Source organism: Streptomyces sp. NPDC055955, from assembly GCF_042270245.1.
Classification (GTDB): domain Bacteria; phylum Actinomycetota; class Actinomycetes; order Streptomycetales; family Streptomycetaceae; genus Streptomyces.
Genome location: NZ_JBHJYS010000001.1, coordinates 777,181 through 797,723, shown reverse-complemented (window position 1 = coordinate 797,723; position 20,543 = coordinate 777,181). Strand labels below are relative to the sequence as shown.

General features: G+C 69.4%; 14 protein-coding genes. 12 read left to right on the top strand and 2 right to left on the bottom strand.

From position 1 onward, the window contains the following. Nucleotides 1-213: 213 nt before the first annotated feature. The 7 genes from ACFC96_RS03295 (at nucleotide 214) to ACFC96_RS03265 (ending at nucleotide 10,001) form a co-directional block, all read left to right on the top strand. A complete protein-coding gene (locus tag ACFC96_RS03295) occupies nucleotides 214-1,413 on the top strand; it encodes an ROK family transcriptional regulator (RefSeq protein ID WP_326710631.1) in 1,200 nt (399 codons plus the stop codon). Between the two features lie 121 nt (nucleotides 1,414-1,534). Beyond that, complete coding sequence (locus ACFC96_RS03290) at nucleotides 1,535-2,656, top strand: substrate-binding domain-containing protein (protein ID WP_340460669.1); 1,122 nt, start codon at nucleotides 1,535-1,537, stop codon at nucleotides 2,654-2,656. 232 nt (nucleotides 2,657-2,888) lie between these two features. Further along, nucleotides 2,889-3,680, top strand: a complete 792-nt coding sequence (locus tag ACFC96_RS03285; protein WP_227297905.1) for an ATP-binding cassette domain-containing protein — start codon at nucleotides 2,889-2,891, stop codon at nucleotides 3,678-3,680. Beyond that, nucleotides 3,677-4,972, top strand: coding sequence for a sugar ABC transporter permease (locus ACFC96_RS03280; protein ID WP_376250996.1), 1,296 nt, complete (start codon nucleotides 3,677-3,679; stop codon nucleotides 4,970-4,972). Before ACFC96_RS03285 ends, ACFC96_RS03280 begins: the two co-directional genes overlap by 4 nt. Nucleotides 4,973-5,197: 225 nt before the next feature. Beyond that, nucleotides 5,198-7,123 carry a 1-deoxy-D-xylulose-5-phosphate synthase gene (dxs, locus tag ACFC96_RS03275; RefSeq protein ID WP_376250998.1) on the top strand — a complete coding sequence of 642 codons (1,926 nt, stop codon included), beginning with the start codon at nucleotides 5,198-5,200 and terminating at the stop codon, nucleotides 7,121-7,123. A 147-nt stretch (nucleotides 7,124-7,270) separates the two neighbouring features. Continuing rightward, on the top strand, nucleotides 7,271-8,764 hold the full coding sequence (locus ACFC96_RS03270; RefSeq protein WP_376609877.1) for an amino acid permease: 1,494 nt from the start codon (nucleotides 7,271-7,273) through the stop codon (nucleotides 8,762-8,764). A gap of 127 nt (nucleotides 8,765-8,891) precedes the next feature. After that, nucleotides 8,892-10,001 carry a hypothetical protein gene (locus ACFC96_RS03265; RefSeq protein WP_376224817.1) on the top strand — a complete coding sequence of 370 codons (1,110 nt, stop codon included), beginning with the start codon at nucleotides 8,892-8,894 and terminating at the stop codon, nucleotides 9,999-10,001. A gap of 68 nt (nucleotides 10,002-10,069) precedes the next feature. On the opposite strand, the gene ACFC96_RS03260 is transcribed toward ACFC96_RS03265, so the two are convergent. Beyond that, nucleotides 10,070-11,167, bottom strand: a complete 1,098-nt coding sequence (locus tag ACFC96_RS03260; RefSeq protein WP_376609875.1) for an LCP family protein — start codon at nucleotides 11,165-11,167, stop codon at nucleotides 10,070-10,072. A gap of 567 nt (nucleotides 11,168-11,734) precedes the next feature. Between ACFC96_RS03260 and ACFC96_RS03255 the strand changes: the two genes are divergently transcribed. Genes ACFC96_RS03255 through ACFC96_RS03235 form a run of 5 tightly spaced genes read left to right on the top strand, consistent with a single transcriptional unit; the run spans nucleotide 11,735 to nucleotide 20,115 of the window. Next, complete coding sequence (locus ACFC96_RS03255; protein WP_376609873.1) at nucleotides 11,735-12,943, top strand: CDP-alcohol phosphatidyltransferase family protein; 1,209 nt, start codon at nucleotides 11,735-11,737, stop codon at nucleotides 12,941-12,943. Beyond that, nucleotides 12,940-17,340, top strand: coding sequence for a glycosyltransferase (locus tag ACFC96_RS03250; protein WP_376224814.1), 4,401 nt, complete (start codon nucleotides 12,940-12,942; stop codon nucleotides 17,338-17,340). Before ACFC96_RS03255 ends, ACFC96_RS03250 begins: the two co-directional genes overlap by 4 nt. Then, nucleotides 17,337-18,095 (top strand): rhamnogalacturonan acetylesterase, encoded by a 759-nt coding sequence (locus ACFC96_RS03245; RefSeq protein WP_376251005.1) that lies wholly within the window; start codon nucleotides 17,337-17,339, stop codon nucleotides 18,093-18,095. The genes ACFC96_RS03250 and ACFC96_RS03245 overlap by 4 nt, the downstream gene beginning before the upstream one ends. Continuing rightward, a complete protein-coding gene (locus ACFC96_RS03240; protein ID WP_376224812.1) occupies nucleotides 18,092-18,820 on the top strand; it encodes an Ig-like domain-containing protein in 729 nt (242 codons plus the stop codon). The genes ACFC96_RS03245 and ACFC96_RS03240 overlap by 4 nt, the downstream gene beginning before the upstream one ends. Further along, nucleotides 18,817-20,115 carry a phosphodiester glycosidase family protein gene (locus ACFC96_RS03235; protein ID WP_376609871.1) on the top strand — a complete coding sequence of 433 codons (1,299 nt, stop codon included), beginning with the start codon at nucleotides 18,817-18,819 and terminating at the stop codon, nucleotides 20,113-20,115. Before ACFC96_RS03240 ends, ACFC96_RS03235 begins: the two co-directional genes overlap by 4 nt. Here ACFC96_RS03235 and ACFC96_RS03230 read toward each other — a convergent pair. Beyond that, nucleotides 20,106-20,474, bottom strand: coding sequence for an NTP pyrophosphohydrolase (locus tag ACFC96_RS03230; protein WP_376609869.1), 369 nt, complete (start codon nucleotides 20,472-20,474; stop codon nucleotides 20,106-20,108). The genes ACFC96_RS03235 and ACFC96_RS03230 overlap by 10 nt on opposite strands. Between the last annotated feature and the right edge of the window lie 69 nt (nucleotides 20,475-20,543).

Genomic DNA, 20,543 nt, shown 5'->3' with positions numbered 1-20,543 from the left:
GGGGGGGCCCTTGCGATAAAACTCTGCCGGGGGCCCGACCCCTGTGCGCCATGACGGGAACCGATTTCCCTCAAGGGCTTGACGGCACGGGGCCCTTCAGCGGAGCTTGGAGTTCATAACTTGTACAAGGTCCGGTCGCTCTCCGTGTGGCGCGGGCCACGGACGGCTCATGCGAGGGGCCGCCCGTCAACGGGCTAAGGGTGGGATGAGTCAATGGAGACTCCGGGGTCGCAGTCGTCGCTGCATCGGGCCAATCTCGAGCGGGTCGTACGCGCCGTGCGGCTCGCGGGATCGCTCACGCAGGCGGAGATCGCGAGGACGACCGGCCTGTCCGCGGCCACGGTCTCCAACATCGTCCGCGAGCTGAAGGACGGCGGCACGGTCGAGGTCACCCCCACCTCGGCGGGTGGCCGGCGGGCCCGCAGCGTCTCGCTCAGCGGCGACGCGGGCATCGTCATCGGCGTCGACTTCGGCCACACCCACCTGCGAGTGGCGATCGGCAACCTCGCCCACCAGGTGCTCGCCGAGGAGGCCGAGCCCCTCGATGTGGACGCCTCCGCCGCGCAGGGCTTCGACCGGGCCGAGGAGCTCGTGGAGCGGCTCGTGGCGGCCACCGGCGTGGACCGTACGAAGGTGGCGGGCGTCGGGCTCGGCGTACCGGGCCCCATCGACGTGGAGAGCGGCACGCTGGGCTCCACGTCGATCCTGCCGGGCTGGACCGGCACCAAGCCCGCCGAGGAGATGAGCCGGCGCCTCGGCGTGCCCGTGCACGTCGACAACGACGCCAACCTGGGCGCCCTCGGCGAGCTGGTCTGGGGCAGCGGGCGCGGCGTCAAGGACCTCGCGTACATCAAGGTCGCCAGCGGTGTCGGTGCCGGGCTCGTGATCGACGGGAAGATCTACCGGGGGCCCGGGGGGACCGCGGGCGAGATCGGGCACATCACGCTCGACGAGTCCGGCCCTGTCTGCCGCTGCGGCAACCGCGGCTGCCTGGAGACCTTCACCGCCGCCCGCTACGTCCTGCCGCTCCTGGAGTCCAGCCACGGCACCGGACTGACCATGGAGTCCGTCGTGCGGCTCGCGCGGGACGGCGACCCGGGGTGCCGGCGGGTGATCGCCGACGTGGGCCGTCACATCGGCAGTGGTGTCGCGAATCTCTGCAACCTGCTCAACCCCAGCCGGGTCGTCCTCGGCGGCGACCTGGCGGAGGCCGGAGAACTGGTCCTGGGGCCCATCAGGGAGTCCGTGGGACGCTATGCGATCCCCAGCGCCGCCCGTCAACTGTCCGTCCTTCCAGGGGCGTTGGGCGGCCGCGCCGAGGTGCTCGGGGCGCTCGCCCTGGCACTCAGCGAGATGGGCGATTCGACCCTTTTGGACGGATCTCTGTCCGTGGCGACACCTGCCTTCACTTAGAGAACGCATGACACCGTTGCCATCTCGTTAAGGATTTACTCCTTGACGCCGAGGTTGCGGCCGAGTTGACTTCCAGCCACCTCGGCCGCAACGTCGCGGCCTCGTCAGGGAGGTTTCTGAAGTGAACACGCGTATGCGTCGTGCCGCCGTTGCGTTCTGTGCCACTGGTATGGCCGTCTCTCTCGCCGCTTGCGGCAGCGCCAAGGAGTCCGGCGGCAAGGACAGCGGCGACAAGGCGAGCTCGAAGAAGGGCGACGCCATCACCGTCGGCCTGCTGCTGCCGGAGAACCAGACCGCGCGCTACGAGAAGTTCGACAAGCCGATCATTGAGAAGCAGATCTCGACGCTGACCAATGGCAAGGGCAAGGTCGAGTACCTGAACGCCAAGCAGGACGCGACCGTCCAGTCGCAGCAGATCGACACGATGATCACCAAGAAGGTCGACGTGCTGATCCTGGACGCGGTCGACTACAAGGCGGTCGCCGGCGGTGTGAAGAAGGCCAAGGATGCCGGCATCCCCGTCGTCGCGTACGACCGCCTGGCCGAGGGCCCGATCGAGGCGTACACCTCGTTCGACAACACCGAGGTCGGCAAGACGCAGGGCGAGGCGCTGCTGAAGGCCATGGGCGACAAGGCCAAGCCCAGCTCCAAGATCGTCATGATGAACGGCGCGATCACCGACCCGAACGCGAAGCAGTTCAAGGACGGCGCGCTCTCGGTGCTCAAGGGCAAGGTGGACATCGCCAAGTCCTACGACACCAAGGAGTGGAAGCCGGAGAACGCCAACGCCAACATGGACGCCGCGATCTCCGCGATCGGCAAGGGCAAAATCGCCGGCGTCTACTCCGCCAACGACGGCATGGCGGGCGGCATCATCACCGCGCTCAAGGGCGCGGGCCTGAGCAAGCTCCCGCCGGTCACCGGCCAGGACGCCGAGCTCGCGGGTGTGCAGCGCATCGTCACGGGCGACCAGAACATGAGCGTCTTCAAGTCGTACCCGCAGGAGGCCGAGACCGTCGCCAAGATGGCCGTCGCGGTCGCCAAGGGCGAGAGCCTCGACTCCATCAAGACCGGCACGGTCGACAGCGGCACCGAGAAGGGTGTCCCGTCCGTGATCGTCCCGGTGGTCTCCCTGACCCAGGAAAACATCAAGGACACGGTCGTCAAGGAGGGTTACTACACCCTCGACGACATCTGCACGGCCAAGTACAAGGCCGCCTGCGACAAGATCGGCCTGAAGTAACCAGGCCGGAATCGCCTCGGCAACTCCCTTGTCCTGCACGGGACTTGAGCGCACCTTGAAGGAGCGCCCCGTGTGAGCACGTCCGGCGCCCCGCCGCCGACAGCCCCGCAAGCTCAACGGCGGGGCGCCGGACGGAACGACGTACGACAGCACCATCCCTGCACGTACGCACCCCCCTCTCAGCCTTTTCTGTTCAACCTCCCGCCGGGTCAGGCCTTTGGCGGCGAAGGAGATGGTTCACGTGTCCGCTACGCCCGTGCTGGCGTTGCGCGGAGTCTCCAAGCGATTCGGTGCCGTCCAGGCGCTCACCGATGTAGAGCTTGAGGTCCACGCCGGTGAGGTGGTCGCCCTGGTCGGCGACAACGGTGCCGGAAAGTCCACCCTTGTCAAGACGATCGCCGGTGTGCACCCCATCGATGAAGGTGTCATCGAGTGGGACGGCAAGGCCGTCGCGGTCAACAAGCCGCACGACGCCCAGAACCTTGGCATCGCGACCGTCTACCAGGACCTCGCGCTGTGCGACAACATCGACGTCGTCGGCAACCTCTTCCTGGGCCGAGAGCTCAAGCGCCGCGGTGTCCTCGACGAGGTCGAGATGGAGCGTCGCTCCAGGGAACTGCTCGACACGCTGTCGATCCGCATCCCGAGCGTCCGCATCCCGATCGCCTCGCTCTCCGGCGGTCAGCGCCAGGTCGTGGCCATCGCCCGCTCCATGCTCGGCGAGCCCAAGCTGGTCATCCTCGACGAGCCGACGGCCGCCCTCGGTGTAGAGCAGACGGCGCAGGTCCTGGACCTCGTCGAGCGGCTGCGCGAGCGGGGCCACGCGGTCATCCTCATCAGCCACAACATGGCCGATGTGAAGGCCGTCGCCGACAAGGTCGCCGTCCTGCGGCTCGGCCGCAACAACGGCGTTTTCGAGGTCAAGACCACCTCGCAGGAAGAGATCATCTCCGCCATCACCGGCGCCACGGACAACGCCGTGACCCGTCGTGCGGCGCGCACCAACGCGGAGGCTCAGAAGTGAGCATCGAAAAGACCGACAAGGCCGTCAAGACCGAGGCCCCCGTGGACGCCCCGGCGGTCGCCGGCGACGCGAGTGTCGCCATCGACCCCCGCCTCCTCGTGCGCGAGCAGGGATTCGCGGGCTACATAGGCGAGTTCAAGCGCAAGATGCGCGCCGGTGACCTCGGCGCCACCCCGGTCGTCATCGGCCTGATCGTCATCTGCGCGATCTTCCAGAGCCTCAACTCGGCGTTCCTGGGCGCGGAGAACCTCAACAACATCTTCGTCGCCATGGTCGCGACGGGCATGATGTCGGTCGGCATCATCTTCGTGCTGCTGCTCGGCGAGATCGACCTCTCGGTCGGCTCCGTCTCCGGTGTCTCCGCGGCGATCACGGCCGTGATGAGCGTCACCCACGGCGTCAACGAGTGGGTCGCGGTCCTCACCGCCCTCGCCGCCGGTGCCGTCATCGGCGCCCTGCACGGCTTCTTCTTCGCCCGGATCGGCGCTCCCGCGTTCGCCGTGACCCTGGCGGGCCTGCTGTTCTGGAACGGCTTCATGCTCCAGATCCTGGGCTCCAACGGCACGATCAACATCGACAGCGACGGCGTGGTCGGCAAGCTCACCACGTACTACTTCTCCGATGTCGCCGCCGCCTACGGGCTCGCGGTCGTCGCGGTCGCCGGCTACTTCCTGTCGGCCTTCCTCGGCAACCGGCGCCGTGAGGCCGCCGGGATCCCGTCCCGCCCCCTGAGCGAGCTCGTGCTGCGCACGGTGCTGCTCGCGATCGCGGCCTTCGCCGTGGCGATCATGTTCAACCAGTACAAGGGCCTGCCGCTCGCCGTGCTGCTGTTCGCGATCGTCCTGGTCGCCAGCGACTTCGTGCTGCGCCGCACCTCGTACGGCCGCAAGATCTTCGCGCTCGGCGGCAGCGTCGAGGCGTCGCGTCGCGCCGGTATCAACGTCACGGCGATCCGCGTCTCGGTCTTCGCCGTCGCGGGTCTGTTCGCGGCGGTCGGCGGCCTCTTCTGGGCCTCCAAGATCGCGGCGGCCAACCAGAGCGCCGGTTCCGGCGACCTCCTGATGAACGTCATCGCGGCGGCCGTCATCGGCGGCACCAGCCTCTTCGGTGGCCGGGGCCGCACCTGGAACGCCCTGCTCGGTGTCCTCGTGATCACATCGATCCAGTACGGCCTGGCCCTCCAGGGCATCGCCACCCCGATCCAGTACATGATCACCGGCGGTGTGCTCCTCGCCACGGTCGTCATCGACTCGGTCACCCGCAAGACCCAGAAGTCGGCAGGCCGCGCCTAGGGCCATTCGCCCCGACGGCCCCGTACCTCCCTGATCCTGTGCCCGGCGCCAATGGCGACGCCGGGCACAGTCATGTCATGAGAGCGCTACCGAACGTGCGTACCCCTCGGGTACGGCCGATCGCGTGATGTAGAACGCACAGCCCGGGCGCCGCGCGCCAGGGCGGAACATTAGACTCGACAGACCCGGCAAAAGCTCGAACAGCTCTATCGCAAGGAGGCACGGGTGCCGTTGCTGACCCGCATCACGGGACCGCGCGATCTGGACCGGCTCAGCCTGGAACAGCTGGACCAGCTGGCCGGCGAGATCCGGACCTTCCTGGTCGACGCGGTATCCAAGACCGGCGGCCACCTCGGCCCCAACCTCGGCGTCGTCGAGCTCACCATCGCGCTGCACCGCGTGTTCGACTCGCCGAAGGACCGGGTGCTCTTCGACACCGGTCACCAGTCCTACGTGCACAAGCTGCTCACCGGCCGCCAGGACTTCGGCAAGCTGCGCACCAAGGGCGGCCTGTCCGGCTACCCCTCGCGCGCCGAGTCCGACCACGACGTGATCGAGAACTCGCACGCCTCCACGGTCCTCGGCTGGGCCGACGGTCTCGCCAAGGCGAACGAGGTGCGCGGCAAGGACGACCACGTCGTCGCGGTGATCGGCGACGGAGCGCTCACGGGCGGCATGGCCTGGGAGGCCCTGAACAACATCGCGGCCGCCAAGGACCGCCCCCTCGTGATCGTCGTCAACGACAACGAGCGCTCGTACGCCCCCACCATCGGCGGCCTCGCCAACCACCTGGCCACCCTGCGCACCACGGACGGCTACGAGCGGTTCCTGGCCCGCGGCAAGGACCTCCTGGAGCGCACCCCGGTCGTCGGCAGACCGCTCTACGAGACCCTGCACGGCGCCAAGAAGGGCCTCAAGGACTTCATCGCCCCGCAGGGCATGTTCGAGGACCTCGGCCTGAAGTACGTCGGCCCCATCGACGGCCACGACATCGAGGCCCTGGAGTCGGCCCTGGCCCGCGCCAAGCGGTTCGGCGGACCGGTCATCGTGCACTGCCTCACCGAGAAGGGCCGCGGCTACAAGCCCGCCGAGCAGGACGAGGCCGACCGCTTCCACGGCATCGGCCCGATCCACCCGGACACCGGCCTGCCCATCAAGGCCTCCGCCGCCAGCTGGACGTCCGTCTTCGGCGACGAGATGGTCAAGCTCGGCCACGACCGCGAGGACATCGTCGCGATCACCGCCGCGATGCTCCAGCCCGTCGGCCTGAAGAAGTTCGCCGACGCGTTCCCGGACCGCATCTACGACGTCGGCATCGCCGAGCAGCACGCCGCCACCTCGGCCGCGGGTCTCGCCACCGGCGGAGTGCACCCGGTCTTCGCGGTCTACGCGACGTTCCTCAACCGCGCCTTCGACCAGGTCCTCATGGACGTCGCGCTGCACAAGTGCGGTGTCACCTTCGTCCTGGACCGGGCCGGCGTCACGGGCGACGACGGCGCCTCGCACAACGGCATGTGGGACATGTCCATGCTCCAGGTCGTCCCCGGCCTGCGCCTGGCCGCCCCGCGCGACGCCGAGCAGCTGCGCGCCCAGCTGCGCGAGGCCGTCGAGGTCGACGACGCGCCGACCGTCGTGCGCTACTCGAAGGGCGTCGTCGGACCCGCGGTCCCGGCCGTCGGCAAGGTCGGTGCCATGGACGTGCTGCGCAGGACGTCCGCGGCCAAGCCGGACGTCCTGCTGGTCTCCGTCGGGGCGCTCGCCCCGATGTGCCTGGAGATCGCCGGCCTCCTCGACAAGCAGGGCATCACCACGACCGTCGTCGACCCGCGCTGGGTCAAGCCGGTCGACGAGGCGCTCGCGCCGCTCGCCGAGCAGCACCGCGTCGTCGTCACCGTCGAGGACAACTCCCGTGTGGGAGGCGTCGGTTCGGCGATCGCGCAGGCCCTGCGCGACGCGGGCGTCGACGTACCGCTGCGTGACTTCGGCATCCCGCCGCGCTTCCTCGACCACGCCTCGCGCAAGGAGGTCATGGCCGAGATCGGCCTCACGGCCCCCGACATCGCGCGTCAGGTCACCGGTCTGGTCGCCAAGCTGGACGGCCGCTTCGAGCGCGCGACGGCCACCGACGCGGTGGAGCCCGCGCGCGACTGATCCCCACGGGCTGCTCCATGGGCCGGTCCCACCTCCCCGCAAGGGTGGTGGGACCGGCCCATTCGCGTGAATGCCTCCGCGCCGTGGCATACGGAGTGGAAGCCCCCTCGATCATGTCGAGGACGACAATGCGTGGGAGGTACGACCGTGAGCAGCACCCTCTTCAGGACGAAGAAGGTCGAACAGTCGATCTTGGACACTGAGGAGCCGGAGCACGCACTCAAGAAGTCGCTGTCCGCTCTGGACCTCACCGTGTTCGGTGTCGGCGTCATCATCGGCACCGGCATCTTCGTCCTCACCGGCAAGGTCGCCAAGGAGAACGCGGGCCCCTCGGTGGCCCTGGCTTTCGTCGTGGCCGGCATCGTCTGCGGCCTGGCCGCGCTGTGCTACGCGGAGTTCGCGTCCACCGTCCCGGTCGCCGGATCCGCGTACACCTTCTCGTACGCGTCACTGGGTGAACTCCCCGCCTGGATCATCGGCTGGGACCTGGTCCTGGAGTTCGCGCTCGGCACGGCGGTGGTCGCCGTCGGCTGGTCGGGCTATGTGCGCTCGCTGCTGGACAACGCCGGCTGGCATCTGCCCGCGTCGCTGAGCGGGCGGGACGGGGCCACGGGGTTCGGCTTCGACATCCTCGCCGCCGCCCTGGTCCTGGTGCTCACCGTCATCCTCGTCCTCGGGATGAAGCTCTCCGCCCGCGTCACCACGGTCGTCGTCGCCATCAAGGTGGCCGTCGTCCTCATCGTGATCGTCGCCGGGGCCTTCTTCGTCACGGCCGACAACTACAAGCCCTTCATCCCCAAGGCGCAGCCGCAGGAGGCGGGCAGCAGCATCCAGTCCCCGCTCATCCAGCTGATGTTCGGCTACACGCCCACCGACTTCGGCGTCATGGGCATCTTCACCGCCGCCTCCGTCGTCTTCTTCGCCTTCATCGGTTTCGACGTCGTGGCCACCGCCGCCGAGGAGACGAAGAACCCGCAGCGGGACATGCCGCGCGGCATCCTGGGCTCCCTCCTCATCTGCACGACGCTCTATGTGGCGGTGTCGATCGTCGTCACCGGCATGCAGAGGTACAGCGAGCTGTCCATCGACGCCCCGCTCGCGGACGCCTTCAAGGCGACCGGCCACCCCTGGTACGCGGGTGTCATCAGCTTCGGCGCCGCGGTCGGCCTGACGACGGTCTGTCTGATCCTCCTCCTCGGCCAGACCCGGGTGTTCTTCGCGATGAGCCGAGACGGTCTGCTGCCCCGCTTCTTCTCCGTCGTCCACCCGAGGTTCAAGACCCCGTACCGGCCGACCATCCTGCTCGGTGTGATCATCGCGATCCTGGCCGGGTTCACCAGCCTCAGCGAGCTCGCGGAACTGGTGAACATCGGCACGCTCTTCGCGTTCGTCGTCGTCGCGCTGGGCGTCGTCATCCTGCGCCACACCCGCCCCGACCTGCCCCGCGCCTTCCGCACCCCCCTGGTGCCGTTCATCCCGGTCCTGTCGGTGCTCGCGTCCCTGTGGCTGATGCTGAACCTGCCCGCGGAGACCTGGCTCCGCTTCGCCGTCTGGATGGCGCTCGGCTTCATCGTGTACTTCGTGTACGGGCGCTCGCACAGCCGGCTGGGGCGGCAGGAGGAGACGGGCCAGGGAGCGTGAGTCGCCCGGCGGGGCGAGTGCGGGGATGCCCCTCTGTCGACAGCAGCACGCCTATGATAGTAAATTTCAGGATCCGTGCGCCAAGCCGGGCCGGAGTTCTGAGGGAGGGTGGCATCCCGTCATGCCGATGAGGTCTGCGAGGGCGGCGAGCGCCAGGGGAGCACAGGCGGCCGAAGGCCCGCCCGGTGAGTACCTGGAACCGGTCGGCGTCGAGACCGGGCGATGGCTCTTCCTCGGCATGGACGGGCGGCTGACGGCCTATCTGCCCGTGGCCGGCGGTGTCCAGCGCTGGACACAGGACCGGCCGGGAGCCAGGCGCTGGACGGGCCCCGAGTTCTTCGCCGCCCCGCACGTGCGGTTCATATCGCTCACCCAGGGCGCGGACGGCTACGTCCATCTCCTCGGCCGGCGCGACAGGCGCCGCGCCGACGGCACGGTCACCGTCGACATCGTGCACGCCATCCAGTACCAGACCGGCCGCCCGCTCTCGGAGTGGCGCGGCCTCGGCAACCCGTACAAGGACCCCGAGGCGGCGCGCAAGTTCGGCCGCCCGTCCGGGGTGGCCGACGCCTCCGGCACGGTCCACGTCTTCGTCCGCAACGGCTCCGGCGGCGTGCATCTGCGGCGCGAGGGGGTGGGGGGCAAGTGGCAGCCGTGGGAGGACCTCGGCGGCGAGCAGGCCGTCCACGGACTCACCCCCGCCGTCACCGCGTCGGGCCGCATCGAACTCCTCGCGCCCGCCCGCGGGTCGGCGCTGCACTGGTACCAGGCGGAGGCGGGCGGCCAGCTGCTGCGCGGCCAGGACATTCCCCAAGTGCCCGTGGCGGGCAGCGCCGTCGGCCTGGAGACGGCCAGGGAGCGAGTCTCGTTCTACTGGTCCGACCCGGCGGGCGGCATCGTTGCCCAGCGCCCCGGCAACTGGCCGGTCGCGCTCGGCTCCGCGACCGACGACACCCAGCTCGCCGCCGTCCGTACGTTCATCGACGGCTACGACTGCACGGTCCTCGCGCACCGCGGCGCCACCGGCGAGATCATGCTCTCCGCGTTCGTCAACGAGTCCGAGGCGAACGGCGTGTGGTGGTCCGACACCGGGCGGCGCTGCGTCGGCGGCCCCGGCCTCGCGGTCGACGCGTACGGCAGGGTGACCCTCGCGGCGGTCGACGAGAGTGGCGCGCTGTGGATCTCCCACCAGGCTGAGGGCCAGGGCCTGGCTCTCAGCGACTGGTACCGGATCTGACGTCCGCCGCCACCCGGCGCGGGCCTCGCGTGAAGCGGCGCGGGCCCGCGCACGGACCCGCGCCCTGCTCACTGCGAAGTCCCGTGCGCGGGTGACTTCTTGGCGGACTCGGGGATCTCGGACCCGGTGCGGATGGCCTTCCACAAGGTCTTCGCCTGCGGTTCGGCGGGCACCACGCGATTCGGGTCCGCGGTGTCGTACTGCACGGGCAGCATGATCGTTTCCATGCTCGCCGGATCGACACCGTTCATGCTGCGCCCGAAGTCGGCGAGCGACTTGAGGGAGGCCAGCTCGGAGTCGGTGGTGAGCGACGAGGTGAGACTGTTGGCGATCTTGTAGGTCTTCGTGGGGCTGCCCAGCAGGTCCTGCTTCTTGATCTCGCCCAACAGGGCGATCATGAACTGCTGTTGGAGCCCTATACGGCCGAGGTCGCTGCCGTCGCCGACGCCGTGCCGCGTCCGCACGAACGCGAGGGACTGGGTGCCGTCGAGCTTGTGGGTGCCCGCGCTCAGGTCCAGGCCGCTGGACTTGTCGTGGATCGGCTTGTCGACGGTGACAGTGACGCCGCCTATCGCGTCCACGAGCCCTTGGAAGCCCGAGAAGTCGATCTCCATGAAGTGGTCCATGCGCACGCCGGACATCTGCTCGACGGTCTTGACCACGCAGGCCGGACCGGCCAGCGAGTACACGGAGTTGAACATCACGCGCTTGGCCGCCGGGAGGGTGGAGCCGTTCGACTTGGTGCACTCGGGCCGGGTGACCAGGGTGTCGCGCGGGATGCTCACCGCGGTGGCCTGCGTGCGGCCCTCGGGTATGTGCATCACGAGGGCGGTGTCGGAGCGCGCGCCGGCGACTTTGCCGGTGCCCAGGTCCGCGTTGGCTCCCGCGCGCGAGTCCGAGCCGAGGACCAGGATGTTCTGGCCGGACGTGGGCAGCTTCTCGGGGCGGTTCTTGCCGAGCGCTTCGTCCAGGTCGACGCCGTGGAGATTGCCGTTGAGGCTGCTGTAGAGCCAGTAGCCGGTGCCGCCGGCGGCCAGGACGAGCACCACCAGGGTCCACAGAATGATGCGCCGGACACGGCTGCCGCGGGAGCGCGGCGGCTTCGCCGGACGGCCCCGCCGCCCCTGCGGGCGCCGTCGACTGTGCGTGGTGGTGGCATGACTCATGGTGATCGCAATCCTCCGGGACGCGTCCGTCTGGTGGTCGCACGCGGAACGGCGGAGGGTCCGTGGGGGATCGCCGGGGCCGCAAGGCCTCGTCGTGCGGCCGGCGCGAGAGGGGGCAACGCGTCCCGGTGCGCCCGGCGGGCGTACGGGCGTGCGAAGGTCGGCCGGATATCGGAGCACTATAGACAGAATTCGGCGCGCTATCACGTCCTCGTCGCCGTCAGTTCTCCGGCCTCGCGGACGTCCTGACGGTTGTGAAGGTTGTACGCGCCACGGAGTGGCCCATGTCACGCGCGCGTCTGTGAAGATCGTTTGGCGTCACTTAATCGGGTAGATGTCGCAGAATTGGTGAGTTTGTCCATCATTCACCTTGATCCACTGCCCCAGTGCATCCTTATTTAGCGGCTTTTGGGTTTTCGCTTGACGGGTCTTTATTGAAAAGGCAAAGATCCCTCGCGCCGGTTCCCGTTTAGAACGGCAACCGAATGTGATGTGAACTACACGTGAAGACTCTGAGGTGTCGAGCCTCAGTCGGGTCGAGGCTGAGGGTCAATGAGAAAGCTGTCCTTGAGAGCTGTTCAGAAGCTCACGTGCAAGAAGCGTGACGCCTGGTGGACAGTGCTCTTGGTCGACCCCGTGGCGACCCGGATGCTGTGCTGGCTGGCCCGCTTCCGCTGCGTCACCCCGAACCGCGTCACCTGGGCCGCGCTCTTCGTCGGCCTCGGCTCGGCGTGGCTCTTCCTGCGCGGTGACCAGACCTCGCTCATCATCGGAGCCGCTCTCTACCACGTGAGCTTCATCCTCGACTGCATCGACGGCAAACTCGCTCGCCTCAAGGGCAACGGCTCCGTCTTCGGCGGCTGGCTCGACTACGTCTTCGACCGCATCCGCGTGCTGTTCTGCGCCCTCGCCCTGATGGGCGGCCAGTACCTGCGCACGCACGAGGCCTACTACCTGCTCGCGGCGCTCGTCGTGGTCTTCCTCGACATGCTGCGCTACGTCGACGCCCTGCAGATCTACAAGATGCGCATGTCCATGCGTACGAAGATCGAGAAGGTGACGGCGGAGCGGAAGGCGGCCGAGGCGCAGGCCCGGGTGGCGCAGGAGCCCGAGGCCGAGCCCAAGGTCGTCTTCATGGAGGACCTGCTCCGGGCGAACCCCGGCATCGAGGCCGAGGTGCTGAAGCAGCACTCCGGAACGGGTGAAGTCGTCGACCTGCACGCCCAGTTCCGGGGGCGCTTCCCCTGGTACACCCGGGTGCGCCAGGCGCTCCTGCGCAGCCGTGTCAGGCCGCACCTGATCAGCGGCATCGAGTTCCAGATGTTCATCTTCATCGTGGGACCGCTGATCGGTCAGATCCTGTGGACCACGGCCGTCTCCGCCGCGCTGCTCGGCCTGTTCGAGCTCGTGATCATGTACAAGTTCTGGCTGTCCACCCGGGACTTCAGCCGGGTCATGGAGGAGCTGGCGCCCACGCCGTCCACGGCCGGCACCGTCGCCGACCACCTGTTCGCGGGCCGCCACCGAGGGCGCGTCCCTGCGGCGCCGCCCGAGGTCGCGATGGAGGAACGGTTCCCCACCCCCGAGCCGTACGAGGACCCGGGCTTCCAGCCCTATCCGCAGCCGCAGTACCAGAGCCGTGAGCAGCACCAGAGCCATGACCCGTACGCCGCTGTCGGCCGGGTCACTCCGTATCCGCCCCACACGGTCACGCGGCCCATCCCGGTGCAGCGGACCGACGACACCTGGACGGAGGCCGAGGGGCGCTCGCGATGAACTACCAGCACGTCGAACCGACCGCGTACACGGTCACCGTGGTCGTGGGCGCGTACAACGCGAGCGCCACGCTCGACCGGGCCCTGCGCTCCGCTCTCGGCCAGACCCACCAGCGCGTGGAGGTCGTCGTCGTCGACGACGCCTCCACCGACGGCACCCTCGCCGTCGCCCAGCAGTACGCCCTGCGCGACCCCCGGGTGCGTGTCATCGCCCGCCCGCAGAACAGCGGCGGTGTCGGCGCGCCCCGCAACAACGGCATCGAGGCCGCGAGCGGCCAGTTCGTGATGTTCCTCGACGCCGACGACGAACTGCCCCACAAGGCCTGCGAAGTCCTCCTCGCCTCCGCCCTGACCACCGGCGCCGACATCACTGCGGGCCGCGCCCTGCGCGTGAACCTCGCCAAGGACGAGATCACCGTCTGGCAGCCCCAGCTCTACGGCACCGACCGCACGGTCGCCGGCGGGCTCCGGGCCATGCCCGAACTGTTCGACGACCCGATCGCCGCGGCGAAGCTGTACCGCCTCGACTTCCTGCTCAACAACGGCATCCGGTTCCCGGAGAGCGTGTACTTCGAGGACACGTACTTCTCCACCGTCGCCGGTTACTGCGCCCGCTCCATCACCCTCCTCGCGGCCCCCGTCTACCGCTGGATCTGGGAGCGTGAGACGGACGCCCCGTCGATCACCAACCGGCGCGGTGAACTGCGCAGCATCCGCGACCGCGTCCTCGTGCACCAGTGGGCCGACGCCTTCCTCGCGCAGAACGGCGCGCACGAGCTGATGGCCCACAAGGCCGCCAAGTTCCTCTCGCACGACCTGCGGCTCTACACGCCCGAACTGCGGACCGGCGACGACGCCTACCGGCAGGGCTTCGTGCAGTTCGTCGCTCCCTATCTGCGGTCGTTCGCCCCGGAGGCGTACGACCTGTGCGGCCCCCTGGAACGCGTGCGGGCCTTCGGGCTCATGCACGGCAGGGTCGACGTGGCACTCTCGGTCTCCGACTACACCCAGCGGCGCAGCGTGCTCAGCTCCGACCTGGTCGAGCGGGACGAGAAGGTCTACTGGTCGGGCTCGCTGCTCGGCCGGCCGCACGCCGAGCGCTTCCTCGACGTCACCGACCTCGACCTCACCGGCCAGACCCTCTCCGACGCCCGGCTGTTCAACCAGGCCACGCGCGCCGAGATCCGGGACGGCGAGCTCCACGTCACGGGCTACATCCGCAATCAGTTCGGCCGCATCGGCCCCAAGGACAAGCTCGAACTGACCGCGGTCCTGCGCCGCCGCAGCCCCAAGACCGACCACACCTTCGCGGTCAGCGGCGTCGAGGTCGACGACGAGTACATCCGCTACCACACCACGGTGGACCTCGACGAGACCGTCGGAGAGTCCCGCAGCGGCGCCACCTGGAACCTCTTCGTGCAGATCCGGCACGCCGGACAGCGCGCCACCACGACCGTCTGCGTGCGTGGCGTCGACGTGGGCCAGGAGCGCTACCGCGGCGACGGTGAGACGTACGAGATCTACGAAACCGTCAGCGGCAACCTCGCGCTGCGCCCCGAGACCAGCGAGCAGCAGGCCGACGTCGACCCGCGCGGGACGCCCTGGCTGTGGTGGGCCGGCAGCGGGGCCCCGGAGCCGGCGGCGCCCCCGAAGCGGTACGCCCTCTCGCTCGTCGTGCACTGCCACAACGACGAGTACAACCTGTACGAGTTCCTCAACTCCCTCGCCGCCCAGGCGGATTTCACCCGGACCCAGGTGATCCTGGTGGACGATGGCTCGGGCGACAGCACCCCCGGCCGGCTCGCCGCCTTCGCGGCCCACTACCCGAACGTCTCGGTCGTCACCCAGGTGCCCATGGGCATGCGCGTCGCCTTCGACAACGGGCTGCAATACGTGAGCGCGCCCTACGTGATGTTCGCGCGCGCCCGCGACATCCTCGGCGAGGACAGCCTCGGCCGCCTCCTGCGGACCGCCCGCTCGGCCAAGGCCGACGTCGTCATCGGAGACCAGGACAACTTCCCCGGCCCCCGGCGCGGCACCGACCAGCCGTGGAAGCGGTACTTCGCCAAGGGCGGGGACCGGGTGGCACGCCTCGACGACGCCCCCTACCTCGTCTTCTCCACGGACCTGGGGGCCAAGCTCCTCAGCACCAGGCTGCTGCGCGAGCAGCGGCTGCGCTGCGGCCAGGGACCCGGCTACGAGGACGCCTGGATGGTCGTGCCCGCCCTCTTGCACGCGCGCCACGTCGCGATCGCACCCGAGGCCACCTTCTACGAGCGCGACCAGGAACAGCAGGACTCGCTGTTCGACCTGCCCTGGAACGACTCGGTGAAGACCCAGGAGCTGATCCGCCTGTGCGGACACGTCCTGAGGCGCACCGCCACGCTCAATCCGCGTACCACACGCCTCGCACAGCGCTTCGTCGTACGCACCATGCAGCCGTACCTGCGCAACATCCACCGCATCATGAGCCGCGCGGAGATCAGCGCGATCTTCCCCGCCCTCTACGACGTCTACGCGCAGATACCGGACGACCTGATCCTGCAGTACGCGGTCGTCCCCATGTCACGCCTGCAGCACCACGCCGTGCGGACCGGGAACTTCGCGCTGTTCTGCGACCCGCACGCCAAGCTCGAGTACCTGCCCCACCTGCACATCGACGACCAGGGCCTGCACCGCAGGCTCACCGTCGACAGCGTCCCGACCTCGCTGCTGCGCGTGGACCGGCAGAAGGCCGTCCTCGAGACCTTCGAGACGGACCGCGAACAGATCGTGCTCCAGGGCCTGTTCGTCCTGTCCGGCACCGACATCTCGCACGAGTTCGACAACCGCATCCAGCTCGTCCTCGGCGACGGCCGCGCCGAGCGCGCCGTCCCCGTCGAGCAGGTCTACCGCCGCGACCGCTGGCGCACCCGCAAGGAGCAGGACTGGTACTCCGGCTGGCGGGCCGTCCTGCGGCCCGACGACTTCAAGGGCATCAGTAACCGCGACCTCACCCTCACCGTCCGCGTCCACGACGCCGACCGGCACCTCGACATCCCCGTCGAAGCACGGCAGATGCTGCACCGCTTCAAGGGCGTCCACCCCGTGCGCCGCGCCACGCTCCTGCTCGGCATCGACGACGACGAGCAGATCACGCTGCGCCGGGTCGCGGGCCTTGTGCGCCGGGCCACCCACAAACTCAGGCGCTTCGGCCGGGAGTTCAGGGCCGCCCTGCCCGGCAGGCCCGGCTGGCGCACCCGGCTCCTGTACTGGCTCACTCACCCCTGGCTGCACCGCAGGGACATCTGGATCATCGGCGAGCGCGAGGACACCGCGCAGGACAACTCGTACCACCTGTTCAAGTGGATCCGGCAGTACGAGCCCAAGCGCAAGGTGTACTACGCCATCAACGGCGACGCCGCCGACCGGGAGAAGATCGACCACCTCGGACAGGTCATCGACCGCCTCTCCTGGAAGTACCGCGTCCACCTGCTGCACGCCTCGCGCCTCATCAACGCGTACGACCTGGAGGCATACCTCGGCTTCCCCGGTCTGTCCAAGCGGGCCTTCCTGCGCGGATACGGTGATCTGCTGCGCTACAAGCGGGTGTTCCTCCAGCACGGCGTCGTCTACAACGACGTGGCGCCGTCCATCCACGCGCAGGTCACCAACGTCGACATGGTCCTCACCACCGGACGCAGCGAGCGCGCCTACTACGCGGAGCACTGCGGCTACGGCTACGACCGGGTCGCCGCGACGGGCCTGCCCCGCTTCGACGCGCTCGAACCGGTGCCGGGACTGCGGCGGATCCTCGTCATGCCGACCTGGCGGCGCGACATCGTGGCGCCCTCCTACAACAAGGCCGCCAAGCCCGAGATCCCCTTCGCCGCGTCCGAGTACTACCGTTTCTTCTCGTCCCTGCTGCGCGACGAACGCCTCCTGAAGGCCCTCCAGTACCACAACGTGGAACTGGAGTTCATGCCGCACTACGAGATCCGCCCGTACCTCAAGCACTTCCGCATCGACCACCCGTCGATCACCGTGTCCACCACGGGCCGCGACGTACAGCTGGCGATGCGCGAGTGCTCCATGCTGGTGACGGACTACTCGTCGGTCTTCTTCGACGTCGCCTACATGCGCAAGCCGATCGTCTACACGAACTTCGACGACGAGGCCTTCTACAGCAAGCACTACAAGCGCGGCTACTTCGACCTGGCACGCGACGGATTCGGTCCCACCTGCGGCACCGTCGACCAGGCGGTCGACGAGATCATCGCGTCCATCACGCGGGACTTCCAGGTGGAACCGCAGTACACGCAGCGGGCCGAGGACTTCTTCGTGCTGCGCGACACGTTCAACTGCGAGCGCGCCTACGACGTGATCGAGACCATGGACCCGGGGGTGGTCGCCGAATGACCCGTATCTTCCTGGCCGGTGACTCCTCCGTCACCGACCGGCCCTACAGTCAGGCGCCCATGGCGGGCTGGGGGCAGGCGCTGCCGCTGTTCCTGCCGACGACCCACGTGGTCAACGCGGCTCGTGCCGGGGCGAGTTCGCGCAGTTTCGTGGAACGCGGCCGCCTCCTCTGGATCGAGCAGAACCTCGCCCCGGGCGACCTCTTCCTGGTGTCCTTCGGCCTCATCGACCACAAGAAACAGCCCGGGCGCGGCACCTCGGCGTTCACGGACTTCCAGTGGTACCTGCGCCGGTACGTGCACGCGGCGCGCGACCGCGGCGCCCACCCGGTCCTCGTCACCAGCCACGACCGCCGCGTCTTCGACCCGCACGGCAATTTCCGGCGCAGCCTCGGGCTGTACCCGCAGGCCGTGCGCGAACTCGCCGCCGCGTGCACGGTCCCACTGATCGACCTCAACCACTGGACCACCGAGTGGTGGAGCCGGGCCGGACTCGACGGCACCCGTGGCGTCTTCCTCAGCCTGGAGCCGGGCGAGCACCCGCACTACCCCGAGGGCGTCGAGGACCGTACACATCTGCGCCCGGCCGGCGCCATCGAGTGCGCCAGGTTCGTCGCCGACCAGCTCGGCAGGAAGGGCCTGCTGCCGCAGGACCGCATCCACCACCTCGGTGACCGCATCCCCGAGGACGCCCTGCGCTACCTCGACGACCACACCTATGCGCACGTGACGAAGGAACGAGTGGCCGGACGATGACCGACTGGTTTCCGCTGGGTGAGGCCCGCGTCGCCCACCCCCGCAACCCCGGACTCGGTGGACTGCTTCAACTGGCCGCCGACACCGACCCGCTGCATCCCGTGGTCCCGGGCCAGAAGGTGACGCTCGCCCTCACCCTTCACCCGTCCGGAACCCCGTACCGCACCTACGGCTACCTCATGGAGGAAGGCCTCGGCCCCGCCGCCGTCGCCCGCGTCCAGGGGATGGCGCACATGGCCGACAAGGGGCGCTACGCCGCGTACGCCACCGGAGCCGAGCCCCGCACCGTCACCTGCCTGTTGAAGATCGACGACGAGGCCCCCGAAGGCGCCGTCGTCCTCCCCCACGTCGTCGTCGGTCTGATGGCGAACCAGGGTGACAAGCTGATCTCGTCGTCCCGCCTCAACGACCGCGGCTTCCGGGTGCGGCGCGGCTGGCTGCCAGGCCGCAGCATGACGCTGCAGCCCGGCGCGCGCGTCACCATCCCGGCGGGGTACAGCCCGGAGCAGGGCCTGCTTCTGACCGGCTCCACCTTCGCCCGGCACGGCACGGTGACCTGCACATCGGACGGGGCGGTCAGCTATCAGGCGGACCCCGGCCACCGCGGCTACGACCGCTTCGCCCTCTCCTACGAAGCTGTCGGAGGACACACCGTGTGGTCCGAGATCACCCTGTTCCTCGGCTACTTGGGGGAGGCGCCCGGCGCACTTCCCGAGACCGGGTGAGTGCCCGCAGGGTGGGCCGCGCCGGGCTCGCGGCCGGGCTGGCGCTGCTGGCGGTCGCCGGCTGCACGACGTCCGGTTCCGGCGACAACGACCGCCCCCGCCGCGTCCCGTCGCCGGCCGCGTCCTCGGCGCTGCCCGAGGGCGTCCGCTACGAGCACTCCACGCAGATCCTCGCCGACGGTGAGCCGGTCCGCTTCCACGTGCTGTCCATCGCGCCGGACGCCCACGTCTCGCTGGGTGCCACGCACGGCGACCGGCTCCAGGACACCTCCACCGTAAGGGAGTTGGCGCGGCAGGCAGGAGCGGTGGCCGCCGTCAACGGCACCCTGTTCGACATCGCCACCGGCGCGCACCACAGCGGCTACGACGGCGACCCGCTCGGCCTGTACGGAGACCGGGGCCGGCTGCTGAGTGAATCGGTGGGTGCGAACCCGGCCCTCGTCCTGGACTCCTTCGGCCGTCACCCGTCCATCACGGAAGCCCGCTCCTCGATCCGGGTGACGTCGTCGGACGGCGCGCACTCCCTCGTCGACGGGGTAGACCGCGTACCGGGGCGGATCCTCGACTGCGGTGGCGTCGGCGGGGACCGGCCCGTCACCCTGCCGCGCCACGGAACTCTCTGCACCGACCCCGACGAGATCGTCGACTTCCGCCCCGAGTGGGGTGGTTACTCCCCGCAGGCGGGCGACGGCAGCGCCGAGGCCGTCCTCGATTCCCGCGGGCGGGTGACGCGGCTGCGCACTCCTGCGGGCGGCGCGATCCCGCGTGGCGGGCGCACACTCGTCGGCATCGGGAAGGGCGCGGCCTGGCTGCGTGCCCACGCCGCGAGGGGGCGCGAGCTCAGGGTCAGTTCCCGGGTGAGCGACGCCCAGGGTGATTCGCTGGGTGGCCCTGAGGCGTCGATGGTCGGTGGTGGCCCCCGCCTGGTCCGCGACGGTCACGTCCGCGTCACCGCCGCCGCAAACGGATTTCCCCCGTCCGCCCTGCGCACCCGGCACCCCCGCACCGTCGCCGGGATCAAGGAGGACGGCACGCTCCTCCTGGTGGTCATCGACGGCCGCCGCCCGGGCCGCAGCGTCGGCGCCACCTTCACGGAGGCCGCCCGCATCCTCGTAGGGCTCGGCGCGAAGGACGCCGTCAACCTCGACGGCGGCGGATCGAGCACCATGGTCGTGTCCGGGAGAGTACGCAACAGCCCGACGGACGGCCCGGGTTCACGCCCCGGCGAGCGCCGCGTGTCCAACGCGATCGTGGTAATTCCGACGGGTGCGGTCGCGGACCGGGATCAGCTGTAGACGGTACGCGGTCCTGCTGTCGCCGCCCCCAACTCCGCAACTCTGCCGCGCAGTTCACGATCAGCGGTAACGACGACGCAGGGCCGGTCCGCCCCCGCGACCAGGGCCACGATCCGGTCGTCGCCGCTGCCGGGGGCCTCCTCCACCCGAACGCCGGGCACGGACGTCACGCCGCGGGCCGCGCCCTCGACGACCAGGACGACTTCCAGTGGACCGGGAAACCCCGGCACCCCGTCCGTCGCGTACCGCACGAGACCGTTCCGCAGCCGCTCGGCGGCCCCACGCCGGTCGCGCCACCACCCGTCCGGTACAGAGCCGACGACGTTCGCGCCGTCGACGATGAGCAGCGGGGCCGTCATTCGTGTCACCTCGTTCGTGCCGATGGGGCGGTACGGGAGAGTCTCCCGTACCGCCCCATCGTCGGTGGG

Bases quoted from the DNA above. Each gene is read 5' to 3' on its own strand.
- ACFC96_RS03265 (WP_376224817.1), top strand. From the start codon at position 8,892: ATGAGGTCTGCGAGGGCGGCGAGCGCCAGGGGAGCACAGGCGGCCGAA.
- ACFC96_RS03260 (WP_376609875.1), bottom strand. From the start codon at position 11,167: ATGAGTCATGCCACCACCACGCACAGTCGACGGCGCCCGCAGGGGCGG.
- ACFC96_RS03240 (WP_376224812.1), top strand. From the start codon at position 18,092: ATGACCGACTGGTTTCCGCTGGGTGAGGCCCGCGTCGCCCACCCCCGC.
- ACFC96_RS03245 (WP_376251005.1), top strand. From the start codon at position 17,337: ATGACCCGTATCTTCCTGGCCGGTGACTCCTCCGTCACCGACCGGCCC.
- ACFC96_RS03250 (WP_376224814.1), top strand. From the start codon at position 12,940: ATGAACTACCAGCACGTCGAACCGACCGCGTACACGGTCACCGTGGTC.
- ACFC96_RS03295 (WP_326710631.1), top strand. From the start codon at position 214: ATGGAGACTCCGGGGTCGCAGTCGTCGCTGCATCGGGCCAATCTCGAG.
- ACFC96_RS03230 (WP_376609869.1), bottom strand. From the start codon at position 20,474: ATGACGGCCCCGCTGCTCATCGTCGACGGCGCGAACGTCGTCGGCTCT.
- ACFC96_RS03285 (WP_227297905.1), top strand. From the start codon at position 2,889: ATGGTTCACGTGTCCGCTACGCCCGTGCTGGCGTTGCGCGGAGTCTCC.